The organism is Streptomyces sp. NBC_01241 (assembly GCF_041435435.1).
GTDB lineage: Bacteria > Actinomycetota > Actinomycetes > Streptomycetales > Streptomycetaceae > Streptomyces.
This window is the reverse complement of record NZ_CP108494.1, coordinates 1517606-1533742: the sequence shown is the minus strand read 5'-3', so window position 1 is coordinate 1533742 and position 16137 is coordinate 1517606. Positions and strand designations below refer to the sequence as shown.

The 16137-nt window shown below is 70.4% G+C and carries 15 protein-coding genes, 2 tRNA genes and 1 pseudogene; 11 read left to right on the top strand and 7 right to left on the bottom strand.

Going from position 1 to position 16137, the window contains the following annotated elements; translation table 11 throughout:
* Positions 1 to 9: 9 nt before the first annotated feature.
* Positions 10 to 525, bottom strand: coding sequence for a DsbA family protein (locus OG306_RS06425; RefSeq protein ID WP_266745140.1), 516 nt, complete (start codon positions 523 to 525; stop codon positions 10 to 12).
* Positions 526 to 774: 249 nt separating this feature from the next.
* Between OG306_RS06425 and OG306_RS06420 the strand changes: the two genes are divergently transcribed.
* The 3 genes and pseudogenes from OG306_RS06420 (at position 775) to OG306_RS06410 (ending at position 2478) form a co-directional block, all read left to right on the top strand.
* Positions 775 to 1236 carry a hypothetical protein gene (locus tag OG306_RS06420; protein ID WP_266745139.1) on the top strand — a complete coding sequence of 154 codons (462 nt, stop codon included), beginning with the start codon at positions 775 to 777 and terminating at the stop codon, positions 1234 to 1236.
* 200 nt (positions 1237 to 1436) lie between these two features.
* Positions 1437 to 2168: pseudogene (locus tag OG306_RS06415) on the top strand (LacI family DNA-binding transcriptional regulator); the annotation flags it as partial.
* 154 nt (positions 2169 to 2322) lie between these two features.
* Complete coding sequence (locus OG306_RS06410; protein ID WP_266745138.1) at positions 2323 to 2478, top strand: hypothetical protein; 156 nt, start codon at positions 2323 to 2325, stop codon at positions 2476 to 2478.
* A 4-nt stretch (positions 2479 to 2482) separates the two neighbouring features.
* Here OG306_RS06410 and OG306_RS06405 read toward each other — a convergent pair whose 3' ends face one another.
* Positions 2483 to 3055 carry a CGNR zinc finger domain-containing protein gene (locus tag OG306_RS06405; RefSeq protein WP_266745137.1) on the bottom strand — a complete coding sequence of 191 codons (573 nt, stop codon included), beginning with the start codon at positions 3053 to 3055 and terminating at the stop codon, positions 2483 to 2485.
* A gap of 354 nt (positions 3056 to 3409) precedes the next feature.
* On the bottom strand, positions 3410 to 3823 hold the full coding sequence (locus OG306_RS06400; RefSeq protein ID WP_003959770.1) for an SsgA family sporulation/cell division regulator: 414 nt from the start codon (positions 3821 to 3823) through the stop codon (positions 3410 to 3412).
* Positions 3824 to 4012: 189 nt separating this feature from the next.
* On the opposite strand from OG306_RS06400, the gene OG306_RS06395 reads away from it, so the two are divergent.
* Together OG306_RS06395 and OG306_RS06390 are read left to right on the top strand one after the other, a co-directional pair.
* Positions 4013 to 4492, top strand: coding sequence for a TIGR02611 family protein (locus tag OG306_RS06395; RefSeq protein ID WP_266745136.1), 480 nt, complete (start codon positions 4013 to 4015; stop codon positions 4490 to 4492).
* Positions 4493 to 4546: 54 nt separating this feature from the next.
* Positions 4547 to 4618 (top strand) — tRNA-Val (locus OG306_RS06390).
* 134 nt (positions 4619 to 4752) lie between these two features.
* Here OG306_RS06390 and OG306_RS06385 read toward each other — a convergent pair.
* Complete coding sequence (locus OG306_RS06385) at positions 4753 to 7320, bottom strand: SCO7613 C-terminal domain-containing membrane protein (protein WP_266745135.1); 2568 nt, start codon at positions 7318 to 7320, stop codon at positions 4753 to 4755.
* Positions 7321 to 7403: 83 nt separating this feature from the next.
* On the opposite strand from OG306_RS06385, the gene OG306_RS06380 reads away from it, so the two are divergent.
* Together OG306_RS06380 and OG306_RS06375 are read left to right on the top strand one after the other, a co-directional pair.
* Positions 7404 to 7850, top strand: a complete 447-nt coding sequence (locus OG306_RS06380; RefSeq protein WP_266745134.1) for an SRPBCC family protein — start codon at positions 7404 to 7406, stop codon at positions 7848 to 7850.
* Between the two features lie 39 nt (positions 7851 to 7889).
* Positions 7890 to 7961: transfer RNA gene (locus tag OG306_RS06375), tRNA-Val, on the top strand.
* 97 nt (positions 7962 to 8058) lie between these two features.
* Here the strand turns inward: OG306_RS06375 and OG306_RS06370 are convergent.
* A complete protein-coding gene (locus tag OG306_RS06370; protein WP_266745133.1) occupies positions 8059 to 8784 on the bottom strand; it encodes a 3'-5' exonuclease in 726 nt (241 codons plus the stop codon).
* A gap of 206 nt (positions 8785 to 8990) precedes the next feature.
* On the opposite strand from OG306_RS06370, the gene OG306_RS06365 reads away from it, so the two are divergent.
* The 3 genes from OG306_RS06365 (at position 8991) to thrS (ending at position 12962) form a co-directional block, all read left to right on the top strand.
* Positions 8991 to 9557 (top strand): DUF4365 domain-containing protein, encoded by a 567-nt coding sequence (locus OG306_RS06365; protein ID WP_266745132.1) that lies wholly within the window; start codon positions 8991 to 8993, stop codon positions 9555 to 9557.
* On the top strand, positions 9557 to 10849 hold the full coding sequence (locus OG306_RS06360; RefSeq protein ID WP_371665183.1) for a hypothetical protein: 1293 nt from the start codon (positions 9557 to 9559) through the stop codon (positions 10847 to 10849). The genes OG306_RS06365 and OG306_RS06360 overlap by 1 nt, the downstream gene beginning before the upstream one ends.
* A 127-nt stretch (positions 10850 to 10976) precedes the next feature.
* Positions 10977 to 12962, top strand: a complete 1986-nt coding sequence (gene thrS / locus OG306_RS06355; protein ID WP_266745131.1) for a threonine--tRNA ligase — start codon at positions 10977 to 10979, stop codon at positions 12960 to 12962.
* A gap of 28 nt (positions 12963 to 12990) precedes the next feature.
* On the opposite strand, the gene OG306_RS06350 is transcribed toward thrS, so the two are convergent.
* A complete protein-coding gene (locus tag OG306_RS06350) occupies positions 12991 to 13668 on the bottom strand; it encodes a potassium channel family protein (RefSeq protein WP_266745130.1) in 678 nt (225 codons plus the stop codon).
* A gap of 66 nt (positions 13669 to 13734) precedes the next feature.
* Between OG306_RS06350 and OG306_RS06345 the strand changes: the two genes are divergently transcribed.
* A complete protein-coding gene (locus OG306_RS06345) occupies positions 13735 to 14295 on the top strand; it encodes an HIT family protein (protein ID WP_266745129.1) in 561 nt (186 codons plus the stop codon).
* A gap of 67 nt (positions 14296 to 14362) precedes the next feature.
* Here OG306_RS06345 and OG306_RS06340 read toward each other — a convergent pair whose 3' ends face one another.
* A complete protein-coding gene (locus OG306_RS06340) occupies positions 14363 to 16033 on the bottom strand; it encodes a hypothetical protein (RefSeq protein WP_266752097.1) in 1671 nt (556 codons plus the stop codon).
* Between the last annotated feature and the right edge of the window lie 104 nt (positions 16034 to 16137).

Sequence of the window (16137 nt, the reverse complement as noted above, 5' to 3'; positions counted from 1 at the left end):
TCCGCCGGCTCAGCCCTGCTCCGCGAGCAGCCGGTCGGCGATCTCCTCGATGCGTTCGCGCAGCCCGTCCTGACTCCTGCCACCGTCCAGCCGCTCGTCGCCGATCACATACGTCGGCGTGCCGGTGACCCCGATCGCCTTGCCCTCGGCCTGGTCGGCGTCGACGATCAGCATGTGGCGGCCGTCGATCAGAGCGGTGTCCATCTCCTCGGCGTCCAGGCCGATTTCCCGCGCCACCTCGATCAGCAGCGGCTCGCCGGTGCGGCCGAGGTCTGCGGTGCGGGCGAGAACCGCCTCGATGTACGGCCAGCCCCTGCCCTGGGCCGTCGCCTCCTCGGCGGCCTGCGCGGCGGCGTGGGCGTGCTTGTGCTTCTCCAGCGGGAAGTGCCGCAGTCGCACCTCCAGCCGCTCGCCGTACTTGGCGCGCAGGGCGTGGACATCGGTGAGGGCCTGGTGACAGTCGGGGCACTGGAGCTCGCACCAGAGGTCGAGGACGACCGGCGCTGCGGCGGTGGAATCGCTCATGCGACCAGTCTCCCAGGGCGCGCGCGAGCGTCCCAATCCGCATTCGTCCGCACCGGTATCCGTACCCGTACCCGCACCCCGATCCCCATCCGGTCCGCTCCGGCTTCAGGTGACCGGAGTGCTTCCGAATCGGCACCTGGGGAGGATCCCGGCCCTGAAATGTCCCTGATGTGGTCCCGGATCGTGGCCGACCGGGCGGTGGGCGGTGCAGGATGGAAGGGACGTTTCCCCTTGTGCCTGGAGGCCCCGATGCTTGCCGAGACCATTTGCTCCGCGGTGTCCGCGGCGGGCCTGGGCATCGCCGCCGTCACCGCGTACCGGAAGCGCTTCCTCGCCGCGGTCCGGATCGCCGCCTACTCCCTTGTCCCGATCGGCCTGGTGCTGACCGGAATCGTGGACTGGGTCGCCGGAATCGCCTTCAAGCCGAGCGTCTGGCTCGGCTTCGGGCTGCTCGCCGTGGCCTGGCTGCTGTTCCTGACCACGCGCGCGATCGAGCGCCGAGGCGTCGGCACCCGTAAGGAACGCAAGGCCGCCGCACGGGCGGCACAGGGTGGGGCCGTCGCTCCGGCGGCTTCGGCGCCCTCCCTCGGCTCCGGACTCCCGGCGACCCGGGCACAGGCGGTCCCGGAGGCGAAAGCGAAGGAGCGGTCCGCGTCGTCGGGCGAGGACTTCAGCGACATCGAGGCCATCCTGAAGAAGCACGGCATCTGACCCGCGCCACCACGGTGGGGGGCGGGTAAGAGGCGTGCCTGAATCGATTCATTTCCTCACTTTTGCGCTTGACGCTGATGGCTGATGGGGCCATCGTCCCGGGCGAATTGAAACAATTCATTCGGACCGGCGGGCGCTACCGGGAGTCGGCCCGCGACGGCGTCCGTGCGATGGCCGAGAGCATCAGTGGGGCAGGGCACGTGGCGCGTGCGGCAGGGATCAAGGATGTGGCCCGGCAGGCCGGAATCTCCGTGGGCACCGTGTCCCATGTGATCAACCGGCCCGAGGCGGTACTGCCGGAGACCCGTACCCGGGTGCTGGCCGCCATCGAGGAGCTCGGGTACGTACGCAGCGAATCGGCCCGGCAGCTCAGGGCCGGCCGCAGCCGGATCATGGCACTGCTCGTCCTGGACATGGGCAACCCGTTCTTCGTCGCCGTGGCCCGCGGCGCCGAGCGCGCCGCCCGTGCGGCCGGCCTCGGTGTCATGGTCTGCAACAGCGGCCAGAGCCCGACGGAGGAGGCCGAGTACCTCGGGCTCTCCGCCGAGCAGCGGGTGTGCGGTGTCCTGGTCACCCCCGCCGATGCGACCGGCCGCAATCTGGAGGCGTTCCGCCGTCACCGGATCCCCTTCGTCCTGGTGGACCGCGTGGCGTCCGGCACGGGGACCTGCGCGGTCTCCGTCGACGACGTCCGCGGTGGCGCGCTCGCCGCCGGTCATCCGGTCTCGGCCGGGCACCGCTCGGTGGCGTACGTCAGCGGCCCCGGTGACCTCCATCAGATCAGGGACCGGCGCGAGGGCGCCGTGTCGGCCCTCGCCGACGCCGGACTGCCGCCCGAGGCACTCGTCGAGATCCCCTCCGACCGTCTGGACGAGTTGCCCGAGGGGCCCGAATTCGGTGAGCCTGCCGCGGTGTTGTGCCACGCCGACGTCAACGACGCGTGGTTCAGGGACCGTCGTACCGAATACCTGACGGACGACCGGACGCCGGAGCGAATCGCGTTTCACTCCGGAGTGGGTGAACTCCCGGCGCAAAAAGGAGTGTTGATCGCCAACGGGGCCCGGTCTGCGTCATGATCGTCTCGAGATGGTGGACACCTCCCGGGGCGATGCCCCCGCACCCGCTGACGAAGAGCCGCGCGGCTGCCTCTTCGCGCTTTCCCAGCCCCCTTTGATGATCTTCCTCGCGGTGATCGGCAGCCTGCTGCTGATGGCCGCGGTGCATGATCTCTTCATGCTGTGAACGGTCAGTCGGCCGCTTCCTTGCGGCGTGCCCGGTACGCGGCCACATGCAGACGGTTACCGCAGGTGCGGCTTGAGCAGTAGCGCCGGGAGCGGTTGCGCGAGAGGTCGACGAACGCGTGCCGGCAGTCCGGCGCCTCGCAGCGGCGCAGCCGCTCCTGCTCGCCCGCCACCACGATGAACGCCAGGGCCATGCCGCAGTCGGCCGCGAGGTGGTCGGCGACCGAGGCGTCCGGTGCGAAGTAGTGCACATGCCAGTCGTAGCCGTCGTGGTTGCTGAGCTGCGGTGTGGTGCCGGCGGCGGCGACGAGGGTGTTGACGAGCGAGGCCGCGGTCCGGGCGTCGTCCGTCGCGAAGATCTCGGCGAAGCGCTTCCGTACCTCCCATACGGCCCGCAGGTCCTTCTCGTGGAGCTCACCCACGCCGCTGATGCGATGACGGCGCGCGAAGTCGTACAGCGCTTCGATGCCGGCGAGACCGTCGACCGGCCCGCCTTCCGGCTGTCCGCTCTCCGGCGCCGTGTTCAGCAGGTCGACCACCATGTCGAGGGCGATCCGGGTGTCGTGGGGGATCAGCACGCTTTCGCTCCCTGGCCTCCGGCGGGCGGGTGCCCGCCGATGCCGGCTGACTCTACTGGCTCGGTGCCGCCGCGCAGAGGCCCGAGAGGGCCCATGTGAGGCGCGAGGACCGCGTACCGGCCACCTGTGCGTATCCGTGGGCCGGTGGCCGCCCGTCCGGGCCGTGATGGGCGGCCAGGGCCTGCGGGGCTCGTACCGGTGCGCGGAGCATGGCCGCACGGGTGGGCGGGAACGCGCACCGACGCCGTCACCACGGTGGATTCCGTGATGACGGCGTCGGTGTCAGCCCTATGAGGTTGTCCGCGCGGCGCCGTCTCCCCGAGTCGGACGGCACCGTGCAGCTCTCGGCCTGGCTCAGCTCTCGGCCAGGATGTGTGAGAGCTCCGTGTCGAGATCGAAGTGACGATGCTCGGTGCCTGGCGGAACCGCGGCGTCGGTCCTTTTCAGGAACGACTCCAGGGCCCGCGCCGGGGCTTCGAGCAGGGCTTCTCCCTCTGGGGAGCTCAGTGCGATGCAGACGACGCCCTGGCCGTGACTACGTGATGGCCAGACGCGGACGTCTCCGGTGCCGGTGGGCCGATGCAGCCCCTCGGCAAGGAGGTCGCGGGCGAAAACCCACTCGACCGTTTCCTCCGCTCCGGTGTGGAAGGTGGCGTGCACGGCATAAGGATCGGCCGTGTCATACCGCAGGCCCGCGGGTACAGGCAGTGAAGACTCGCTCGACACAACGAGGCGCAGGTGCAGCTCGCAGCTGACCGTGGTGTTCATAAGCGCCAGGGCCTTTCGCTCAGTGTGCGCTCGGGGATTCGCACGTCGGCGAAATCGACATGCCACCTACGGTGGCGTTGTAAACCCCTCTGACCCTTTTGTGCCCCTTCAGGTAGCTCGTACAGCGGTGTGTAACTTTGGGTTATGCGGCCATTCCGGTGACGAAGGGCGTTCCGGTAGGTTGGCCCCATGAACGCGGAGAGTGACGAGGAGGGCGGGGGTGCCGTACCGGCGAAACCGTTGTCCGCCACGGGGGATGTGACGGGAGAGGTCACAGAGGGTGTGGCGAAGGGGGACCGGGAGCTCGGTTCCCGGGCACCCGGGTTCATCAAGGCGTCACGGGCGCTGCATCTGAGCTGGCAGGTCGGCGTCTTCGTGGTCGGCCTCGCGGTGGTCGTCGCGGGGATCATCATGCTGCCGCTGCCCGGTCCCGGCTGGCTGGTGATCTTCGGCGGCATGGCGGTCTGGGCCACCGAGTTCGTCTGGGCGCAGCTGGTGCTGCGCTGGACGCGGCGGAAGGTCACCGAGGCCGCCCAGCGGGCGCTCGATCCCAAGGTCCGGCGGCGCAACATCATCCTCACCGTGACCGGTCTGGTGATCATCGTGGTGCTCGTGGGGATCTACGTCTGGAAGTTCGGCGTGACCATGCCGTGGAAGATCCACGAGTGACTCGGGGATGGTCATGGGGTGTCGCTGACATGCGGTAATGTTTGGCCTGCGCCCGGGCGATTAGCTCAGTGGGAGAGCGCTTCGTTCACACCGAAGAGGTCACTGGTTCGAACCCAGTATCGCCCACCCGGACGGAGGGCCCGTGAGACTGCAGAGTCTCACGGGCCCTCTGCGTTTCCCACGCTGTCCCGGCCGCGCCCTTCGTCGCAGACCGGCCCGAGCCCCCGAGGGCGCCCCGGACCGGCCGTGCGGCCCCACCGTCAACGCATCCGGCCCAGGGTCTCCTTCAGGCGCCGCGCATCGCGCAGCCGTTGCTCGTACGTCGCCCCGACCACCAGCAGCAGCACCCCGGCGAGCGCGGGTGGCAGCCAGCGCGGTAGTGCGCCGACGACCTGGACCACGTACGGCGCGAGTTCGTGCACGGCGTCCAGCGCCAGCACCGCACCACCGAGCAGCAGCAGAGCCTGCAGTCGCAGCCGCGCGCCCGCCAGGGTGATCACCAGCGCCGCCGCACCGAGCAGCAGCGGCCGCACCCAGTGCGGATCGGCCCAGGCCGCGAAGAGACTCGGCAGCAGGGTCGCCGCGAGACCCGCCCCGTACGCCGTCCACGACGACGCCTCGGGATCACGGCGCCGACGCAGCACACCGACCGCCAGGGCGGGCACCGTCACCGGCAGGGTGTACGCCTCCGGGGCCGATACCCCCGAAGCCGACAACCGCAGCCAGGCCGCCAGGACGAACAGCGCCGTCGCCAGATACCCGGCCACCGGCCGGCGCTCGGCCCGTACGGCCGTGCCCGCCGCGAGCACCCCGCACAGCGCCAGCACCAATGCCAGGAACGGCCGGTCCGGCACCGCCATGCCCACGGCCAGCACACCCGCCACGGCCCCGGTCAGCTCGACCGGCAGAGCCGGCGGGCGGCCCCGCAGCCGCGCCCCGAGCAGCACCGTCACCAGAGGGACGACCAGCATGACCGGCGCCGCCCGATACCCGGCGAGCCCCCACGACGCCCCCACCGCACGGGCCAGCACCATCCCGCACACCACCGCACCGCACGCCGGCACCGCCTGCGCCGTCCGCAACACCCCTGCCGCACGCGCCGCCTGAGCGGCAGGCAGTGGTGGCAAGGCCCGCGCCGCCGGGACCGCGGCATCGCCGAGTACCACCGCAGCCGCCGCGAACACCACCAGCAACACCGTGAACACCGCGTACGTGGCGGTCTCCGTGGCGAGCGACAGCATCCCCACGCTCACCGCACCCAGCAGACCGCACACCAGCGCGGTCCGACCCACCCCGTTCGTCTCCCGGCGCAATTCCCGCACCGCCACCGCGAACACCCCGGCGACCAGCGCGGACTGCACCGACACCGCGGTTGCGTACGGCAGTCCCAGCACCGCGGGCAACACGGTGCACCCCGCCCAGCCGAGCGCCACCGCACAGGCCCCCGCAGCACCCCGCCACGCCGCCCCCGGCGCGACGACCGGCCCGGCCACCCGCAGCCACGACGCCCACGACCGGTACGCCGCCCCCGACAGGGCGGCCACCACCAACAGCACCACCGGGGCCGAAGCCATCGCGGACCACGCCATGGCCTCCATACCCAACGCGCCCCGTACCCCGCCCTCCGGCGCCCCCGACCACACCCGGGCCGCCTGCGACACCGTGCCCACCAGCGACAGGCCGGCCGGCGGCACCGCAGCCAGCACCGAACCCACGGTCACCGCCGACGAGGCCCACAGCAGGCCCTTCCCGACCGGGCGCGGCAGCGGAGCGCGCACCGCCGCCAACAGCGCCACACCGCACAGCAGGTACAGCGGCACCGACCAGCCCCCGGCCACCCCGGCACCCAGCACACCGCCCACCGCGGCCACCCCGCCGAGCCCGGCCACCGCTCCACCGGCCACCGCGAGCCCCGTCGGCGCACGCCACGCCCCGGCCACCGCGACCGCCGCACCCGCGAGCAACAGCAGACCCGGCGCCACCGCGGCCGGCACCGCGTCGGCGGACACCGACTGCCCCAGGCCCACCAGCAGGCCCGGCAGGCCCGCCGCCCAGCAGCAGACGCAGGCCGTCACCCGTACTGCAACTCCCTTGCCCCACACCGCGATCGCACAGTCCAGCGCCGCCGTCGCCAGCAGCGCCCAGCCGAATACCGTGGCCCCCGCGTCCGCCGACCACGCCCACAGCAACAGCGGCAGTTGCGCGGTCACCACGGCCAGGGGCAGCGGCAGCCGGAGCCGGCCGAGCAGCAGCCCGTACGCACCCCAGAGCATCGCCAGCACCGCCGAGGCGACCGCGGCGAAACCGGGACCGCCGGCGTCCGGCACCGCCACCTCGTGCAGCGCGTACGCGTCGAGCACCATCAGTACCGACGCGAGGGCGGCGAGCGACTCGGCCGTCGAGGGCAGCCCGCGTCGCAGCAGCACGGCGGGGGCACAGAGCGCCGCGACCGTCACCAGCGTCAGCACCGCAGAGCGGCCACCGATGCCCATCTGACCCCAGTTGACCAGGGTGAACGCGATCGCGGCGATCGTGAGCAGCAGACCGCCCAGGGTGAGCAGCACATTCTGCGCGCTGCGCGGCCCGGCCGGCGCGGCGGGAGGGCCGAAGGGAGCCGCGAACGGGACCGACGACCGGACCGGCGCCGACGGCCCGAACGGAGCGGCGTACGGCGGCACGGGCGGCACGGCGGGGCGCGCGGCGGGCTGCGCCAGCACACTCACCAGCCAGGCACGACGAACCAGCAACTGGGACCGGCGGGCATCCAGCCGGGCCAGTTCGCGATCGAGGAGCGCCAATTCCTCGGCGGGCGGCGGCACATGTTCCATGGACGGGAGTGTGGCGCGAGCAACAGGACCGGACATGGGCTCGGATACTCAGTTCCCCGGCTGAGTACGCGCAGACTTGGGTCATGGACTGGAGTCACTACCGATTCGTGAGTGTCTGGGACCTGCCGGGGCCGCCCGACACCGTGTACGAGATCCTCGGACGCCCCGACGACTACCCGCGATGGTGGCCGCAGGTCCGCGAGGTCACCTCGGTCGACGGCACCACCGGTACCACCCGGATCCGCTCCTTCCTCCCGTACGACCTCGTCATGACCGTCCGCGAACACCGCCGCGACCCCGCGGCCCGGGTCCTCGAAGCGGCCCTCGGCGGCGACCTCGTCGGCTGGGCCCGGTGGACGGTCACCGCGCACGGCGCAGGCAGCCGTGCCACGTACGAGCAGGAGGTCGAGGTGCACCGACGGCTGATGCGGCTCCTCGCGATGCCCGGACGCGCCGTGTTCCGGGCCAACCACGCCCTGATGATGCGCGCCGGGTGCCGGGGCCTCACGGCCTGGCTGGAAGGAGTTTGAACCGGACGCCGTGAGCCCTGTATGGTTCAACCCGTTCCCGGGCGATTAGCTCAGTGGGAGAGCGCTTCGTTCACACCGAAGAGGTCACTGGTTCGAACCCAGTATCGCCCACCCGGAAGAGGCCGGTCCGTCAGCAGAATCGACGGACCGGCTTCTGCGTGTCCGGGCGCGGGAGCCGGTCCGGTGTCCGTCGGCCCGAATCGTCCGATCACGCCGCGGCGGGCAGTTCCGGGCGCAGCGGCCACGCGGGGTCCACCGCTTCGACCGTGCCGTTCTTCGCGAACCACGCCTGCAGCCCACGCGCCTGTGCCGCATGCCACACGGCCTGCAACGTGTGCAGCTCCGGCGGGGACAGCCGCTCCAGCCGGGACGAGAACCGCCGCCCCACCGCCCGAACCAGCTCCAGCGAGGCCGCCGCATCGGCCGCCGCGTCGTGCGCGCCGTCCAGCACCACCCCGTACAGCTCGCAGAGATCGGTGAGGGTCCGCCGCCCCTTGCGGTAGCGGTCCAGATGCTTGTCGAGCACGCGCGGATCCAGCACGCACAGCGGTGTGTTCTGCAGGTACTGGGCGAGTGACGAAGCGCGGTGACGCCTCAACTCCCGGTCCAGCAGGGTCAGATCGAACGGTGCGTTCATCACGACGAGCGGCCGGCCGGACGCGCACTGCTCGGCGAGCGCACGGGCTATCTCCTCCACCACCGGCGCGGGCCAGCGGCCGTTGCGCTGAAGATGTTCGTCGGTCAGACCGTGGATCGCGGTCGCCCCCACGGGCACCGGAACCCCCGGATTCACCAGCCAGCGGGTGACCCGCGCCCGCCCGCCTGCCGTGTCCTGGACGACCAGGGCGGCCGAGACGATCCGGTCCCCCTCGACGTCCACTCCCGTTGTCTCGGTGTCAAATGCGGCCAGTGGCCCTTCGTACCAGTGAGTCATCCCCGAACTCCTCGTGCCCGAACGGCAGATGGCGTGATTCCCCTGCCCGGTCCGGTGATACCCGCACCCTTTGCCTGATACGCCGTTTGCGCGCCGTTCCGTGCGGTGACAACACAGGTGGGGGGAACGGAAGTTGTCCGTCATCCCGCCATCGAGATCCCTCCGTCGAAGAACCGATCGGCACAGCCCGGAAGGCCCACGCAGCCATGGCGCTCGCGCAGCCCGAACCGAGCGGGCTGCTGCCCCAGCGGATCGCACCGCTGCGCGGCGCACTCGCCACCACCGCCTGCATGGAGACGCTCCAGGTGGGCTACTTGCACGCGGTCGCGGCCGCGGCGGGGTGTTCCCTGTCGCAGCCCTTCCCCGACAACGGCATCGACTGGCACGTCAGCCATGGCGCCCCGGGCCATGCCGTGGACGACGAAGTGACCATAAAGGTGCAGCTCAAATGCACCTACCAGATCCCGCCGCACCCGCCGGGACCGACGTTCTCCTTCACGCTCGACAACGCGCATCTCGTGAAACTCGCCCGGACTCCCGTGTCGGTCCACAAGATCCTCGTCGTGATGATCGTGCCGCGCAGCCAGGACGAGTGGCTGCGCGCCGGACACGACCGGCTCGACCTGCGGCACTGCTGCTACTGGACCAACCTGGCCGGCCACGCGGTCACTGGCCGGCACCGGACCACCGTGCGGATCCCGACCTCGCGCATCTTCGACGACCGGGCGCTCTGCGAGATCATGACCCGCGTAGGGGCGGGAGGGAGACCCTGATGCACCGGCCGATGGACGAGTCCGCCAACTCCGCCAACTCTGCCAACGAAGTGATCACGTCAGCCATGCGCCCGCACCCGAGCGAATCCGCGGGAGCGTGGCCCACCGCTCCCCGGCCACCCGGGGACGTCCCCGACCCCGCCCGGGTCGACCCCGCGGTCCTCGCCGCCCTGCTCGACCGGCACGGCTGGCTCCGCCGCGGCGGAGCGGCCGGGCGGTACAGCCGGTGGACCCCACCGGGACCACCGGCCCCGCCCGGCGGCGGTACGAGCCTCCTCGTACCCGACACCACCGCCTTCCCCGACAGCGAGGACCTCCTCGGCGAGGCGCTGACCGCCCTTGCTCGCAGCGCCGCACCCTCCGCCCGCGAAGTCCTGGTCTCCCTCGCCGTGCCCAGCGACGAGATCCGGTGGTGGCGCGAGGTCCCCGAACCCGTCGGGGGAGCGGCCGGGGCGGCAGGCTGGACGGGAGCGGAGCAACTGCACAGCGCCGCCCGGCAGCTCCTGCTCGCCGGAGCCCTCGCCGTCCGGGCACGCGCTGGCTACCACGGCGCACGCCACCGCCGCAGGGCCCGGGCGGCCCTCGACGGCATCCTCGTCGGGCCCGCGCCCGGCGGCCGCGATCTCGCCGCGTTCGTCCCCGTCGAACCGGGCCGGCCCGTCGCCGTACGGCTCTACCACGCCCTGCACGCCACCCGCGACGCCGTGGACTACCAGCGGGCCACGGGCGGGTTCGAAGCTTTCGACACCGCCGTCGAGGCAGGAGCCGGCCGGGAACTCACCGAGGCCCTCATCGCGCTGGTCCAGGGCTCGGAGGGGGCCGGGATCGCCCTTCAGTGGGCGCCCGCCGCCGGGATCCCCGAGGGCTGTCCGGCCCGTCCCGAGCCGGTGGAATTCTCCCCGGGCGACCTGCCCGCCCTGCGCCGGGCGGGTGCCCGCTACCTCCGGGACGAGCCCGCCGTGACGGTACGGATCACCGGCGCCGTCGTCCGGCTGCGCCGCTCGGGACCGCGGGGCGCCGGAATCGTACGGCTGCGGGTGCTGGCCGGCGCCGAGGTGGCGCACGTACGGCTGGAGCTGGACGAGGAGGCGTACCGGATCGCCGGCCACGCCCACCTGGTGGGGCTGCCGATCACGGTGGAGGGCAGGCTGGAGAGCCGCGGCGGCTTCCGGCGGCTGACCCGGACCGCGCAGGTGGTGCCCGTGCAGGTGGACGAGGCGGAACGGGACCGGCTGATGAAGTCGCTCCAGGAGAACGTCGACTATTTCGAGGAGGCGTGCACGGGCGAATAGGGGCGTAGTGGGGGAGCCGGGGGCCTTCATCGCTCCACCGTTTCGCAGAGGGGGCCCGCGGCTCGGTACGATTCGTATCGCACGTGCACCACGCATGCGTGCGTACCCCCTGAGTCAGGAGAGACCGGTGTCAGACGTCCGTGTGATCATCCAACGCGATTCCGAGCGGGAAGAGCGCGTGGTGACGACGGGCACTACGGCGGCCGAGCTGTTCCCCGGCGAGCGCACCGTTGTCGCCGCCCGGATCGCCGGTGAGCTGAAGGACCTCGCGTACGCCGTCGCCGACGGCGAGGTCGTCGAGCCCGTCGAGATCTCCTCCGAGGACGGTCTGAACATCCTCCGGCACTCCACCGCGCACGTCATGGCGCAGGCCGTTCAGCAGCTCTTCCCCGAGGCCAAGCTGGGCATCGGCCCGCCGGTCAAGGACGGCTTCTACTACGACTTCGACGTCGAGAAGCCGTTCACTCCCGAGGACCTCAAGGCCATCGAGAAGAAGATGCAGGAGATCCAGAAGCGGGGGCAGCGGTTCTCCCGCCGGGTCGTGACGGACGAGGCCGCGCGCGAGGAGCTGGCGGACGAGCCGTACAAGCTGGAGCTCATCGGCATCAAGGGCTCCGACTCCGTCGAGAACGCCGGAGACGGCGCGGATGTCGAGGTGGGCGGCGGCGAGCTGACCATCTACGACAACCTCGACCCGAAGACCGGCGAGCTGTGCTGGAAGGACCTGTGCCGCGGCCCGCACCTGCCGACCACCCGGTTCATCCCGGCGTTCAAGCTGATGCGGAACGCCGCGGCGTACTGGCGGGGCAGCGAGAAGAACCCCATGCTCCAGCGGATCTACGGGACGGCCTGGCCGACCAAGGACCAGCTGAAGGCGCACTTGGAGTTCCTGGAGGAGGCCGCCAAGCGCGACCACCGCAAGCTCGGCAACGAGCTTGATCTCTTCTCCTTCCCGGACGAGATCGGTTCCGGTCTCGCGGTCTTCCACCCCAAGGGCGGCATCATCCGCCGCACCATGGAGGACTACTCGCGCCGGCGTCACGAGGAGGAGGGCTACGAGTTCGTCTACTCGCCGCACGCCACCAAGGGCAAGCTCTTCGAGAAGTCCGGCCACCTGGACTGGTACTCCGAAGGCATGTACCCGCCCATGCAGCTCGACGAGGGCGTGGACTACTACCTCAAGCCCATGAACTGCCCGATGCACAACCTGATCTTCGATGCGCGCGGGCGTTCGTACCGTGAACTGCCCTTGAGGCTCTTCGAGTTCGGGACCGTGTACCGGTACGAGAAGTCCGGCGTCGTGCACGGCCTCACCCGGGCCCGCGGCTTCACGCAGGACGACGCGCACATCTACTGCACCAAGGAGCAGATGGCGGAGGAGCTCGACAAGACGCTCACCTTCGTCCTGAACCTGCTCCGCGACTACGGTCTGACCGACTTCTACCTGGAGCTCTCCACCAAGGACCCGGTGAAGTTCGTCGGCTCCGACGAGGTGTGGGAAGAGGCCACCGAGACGCTGCGCCAGGTCGCCGAGAAGCAGGGCCTGCCGCTGGTCCCGGACCCGGGCGGCGCAGCGTTCTACGGCCCGAAGATCTCCGTGCAGGCACGCGACGCCATCGGTCGTACCTGGCAGATGTCGACCGTCCAGCTCGACTTCAACCTGCCGGAGCGCTTCAACCTGGAGTACACCGGCCCGGACGGCACCAAGCAGCGCCCGGTCATGATCCACCGTGCTCTGTTCGGCTCCATCGAGCGCTTCTTCGCGGTGCTGCTCGAGCACTACGCGGGTGCGTTCCCGGTGTGGCTGGCCCCGGTGCAGGCGGTCGGCATTCCGATCGGCGACGCCCACATCCCCTACCTCCAGGAGTTCGCCGCGGAGGCAAGGAAGAAGGGCCTGCGGGTCGAGGTGGACGCCTCGTCCGACCGGATGCAGAAGAAGATTCGGAACCAGCAGAAGGCCAAGGTGCCCTTCATGATCATCGCGGGTGACGAGGACATGGCCAACGGCGCTGTCTCCTTCCGCTACCGCGACGGATCGCAGGAGAACGGCATCCCCGTCGAGGACGCCATCGCCAAGATCCAGAAGGCCGTCGAGGACCGCGTCCAGGTCTGACGGCACGGAGTGGGAGACCCCCGGAGAGCTACCTGCTCTCCGGGGGCTTCTTCTCGTCCTCCCGCTTGAACACCTGCAGCAGCCACGACGAGAACGAACCCGTCACCGCCCCCAGCAGCGCCAGACCGCAGGCCATCAGGCCCGATGCCACGACCCGGCCGCTCGGGGTGACCGGCACCGTGTCCCCGTATCCCACCGTCGTGAGCGTCTCGCAGGCCCACCACACCGCGTCGCCGAACGTGCGGATCGAGGCACCCTTCGCGGTGTGCTCCTGGTGGTACACGGCGAGCGCAGCGGAGAAGCCGAGCAGCAGGGCGCTCACGCCGGCGTAGGCGATCACGCGCGCGTACAGGCTCAGCCGCGGCTGCTCCCTGCGCTGCTGGACCGCCGTGTAGAGCCGGATCAGGCGCAGCGGTCGCAGCAGGGGAAGCAGCAGGACCACCGTGTCCAGCCAGTGCACACGGACGAAACGGTGACCGAGGCCGCTGAGCCGGAGTCGTACCGCATAGTCCGCGGCGAAGACCAGCCAGGTCGCGCAGACCAGCGCGAGGGCGATCTCGCGCCATGGCCGGGCGTCGTGCGGGGCGAGCACGCGGACCGCGTAACCGAGCAGGAAGAGCAGCGAGGCGCCGAAGAGAGGCACTTCCGTGCGCTGCTCCCAATGCCTGAAACGAGGAGGGGTGGAGTCCGCGGGCTGGTCGATCACCGCCTCAGCATCGCCGGGCGCCGACGGGTGCGGCCCCGGCGACACGCTGCCCTGGAGCGAAGCAATATGCTGATCGGCATGACGAGTGAGCCGGAGCAGCAGATCGGAGTCGGGACGCCCGACGCGTTCCAGCGCCTGTGGACGCCCCACCGGATGGCCTACATCCAGGGTGAGAACAAGCCGTCCGGTCCGGAGGCCGGCGATGGCTGTCCGTTCTGCGCGATTCCGTCGCAGTCGGACGAGGACGGGCTTGTCGTGGCACGTGGCAAGCATGTCTATGCCGTGCTGAATCTGTACCCGTACAACGGCGGTCATCTGATGGTGGTGCCGTACCGGCATGTCGCGGACTACACGGAGCTGGACGGTCCGGAGACACTGGAACTCGCCGACTTCACCAAGCGGGCGATGGTGGCACTGCGGACGGCATCGGGGGCGCACGGATTCAATATCGGTATGAACCAGGGGGCCGTGGCGGGAGCCGGTATCGCGGCCCACTTGCACCAGCACCTGGTGCCGCGCTGGGGCGGTGACACCAACTTCATGCCGGTGGTCGGGCACACGAAGGTGCTGCCGCAACTGCTCGCCGACACGCGCAAGATGCTGGCCGACGCCTGGCCGGTGGGCTGATCCCGGCTGTTGCTTCGAAGGGGCCGCCCCGGTCTCCGTCTTCTTTGCCGGGGCGGCCTTTCGCTGTCTACGCGTCGTACAGGTCGGCCTTGCGCGGTGTCGGGTCCTGGACCAGGCCGCTCAATATCATCGAGCGGTTGTCGAAGCGTTCGGTATCCACGCCGTTCTCCTCCAGGACGCGCAGGGCGGCGCTGTGCACGGCGCGCAGGACGGGGGTGGCGGCGCGCATCGCGTCGTCGGCCATGAAGCGGTGGCGCCAAGGCTTCTCGGCCCAGGCGTGGCGCAGGCCGAACGGCTCCGGCAGGGCGATCTTGCCGCCCAGGTAGTCGAGGAGCGGCGGGTACCAGGTGAGGGGTGCGCGCAGGGCGAGACGGACGACTTCGCGGGGTTCGACCAGTGCGAGGGTGATGTCGCGGGTCTCCCAGAACCGGACGGTCTTGTTGACGGTCTTGGTCTTGGCCGCGGGCTTGCTGGTGAAGAGCGAGTGGACCGGGCCGAGTGCGTGTCCGGTGACTTCGATGCGCAGGGTTTCGTAGAGCACCGTGACCGTGATCATCATGGTGATGACCAACTGGCCGTCCCAGAGGGTGAACTGGACGCCCAGGTAGTGCCGGTCGCCGCCGCCGAACTGCTGATGGTTGCAGATTCGCTGTATCTCGTGTGGTTTGACCTGGAAGGTGGCGACGTCCTCGCCGTCGGGACGGGAGACCGAGTCGGCGTTCTCGCCGACGGGGGAGACGACCCAGTGGGTGACCGACGGGGTGGGGAATCCGCCGGTGTTCAGCGGGCCGCGCTCCAGCACCTTGAGCTGGTCGTGGATGACGCGTATCAGGTCCCAGCTGCGGAACTGGTGGAATTCCTTGCCGGGTTCCTTGGAGACGAGTTCTTCGGCGAGCTGCCAGCTGCCCCAGCGGGTTCCCATGCCGAGGATTCCCTTGGGGCCCGCGTAGAAGACCGAGTTGGACTGCTGCTCGGCGGAGAGCTTCTCCAGGCCCTGGCGCAGTGCCTCGCGGGACGTCTCGTTGGGGTTCTTCGGTACGGCCTCGGGGATCTTGGCGATGACGCCGCCGCCGGAGAGCAGTCCTTCCCAGCGGGCGCGCATGTCCTTGGCAGAGGATTCGGCGATCCGCTTGGCGAGGAGCCAGCCGATCACGGGGGCGACGATCATCGCCCGTACGTAGAGCGCCAGGAATCCGGTGAGCGGCAGCTTGATCAGAAAGAACAGGGCCACAATGCCGATGACCGGGAGCAGGGCGTTGCCCAGGGTGGCGAGGGCCTTGTCCTTGGTGTTGCCGAGCCCGTCGCGCAGTCGGAAGGCGATGATCCACAGGATCATGCCGGGCAGGAAGAGGAAGCCGAACAGGGCGGTGACGGCGGTCAGTTTGCTGTCGCGTGCCTTGCGGAGTCGGGTCGCGGACAGGCAGTGCTCGACGACCGTCTGCGGGTCGGTCCCGAAGGACTGGATGAGCGCCTTCCGGGCGCCGCCCAGCATGCGCTCCTGGACTGCGCGGGAGAACGCCTCGCCGAGATTGGGCTTGAAGTAGTCGGACTTGAAAAGCTTGGAACGGCCTGCCTTGACTTCGGACTTGTGCCATTCGCTGTTGGCGTCAAGGATCGTCTCCACCGGGCTGTCACGGTACGCGGCGGAAGCGAGGGCGTTCGTCGCCACCGCCTGTCCGCCCGAGCCCTGGAGCGGGATCTGCGCTCCGGGAGAGAAATCGAATCCGTCGTTGGCCACTGTCGCCCCCACTCGCCGCCATGGAACCGCTCCTGCGGCTGTTTCCCAACTGCCGTGCCCGGCACACCTTCTGAGCTGGGACCACAGCGTATCGTCCGGATCAA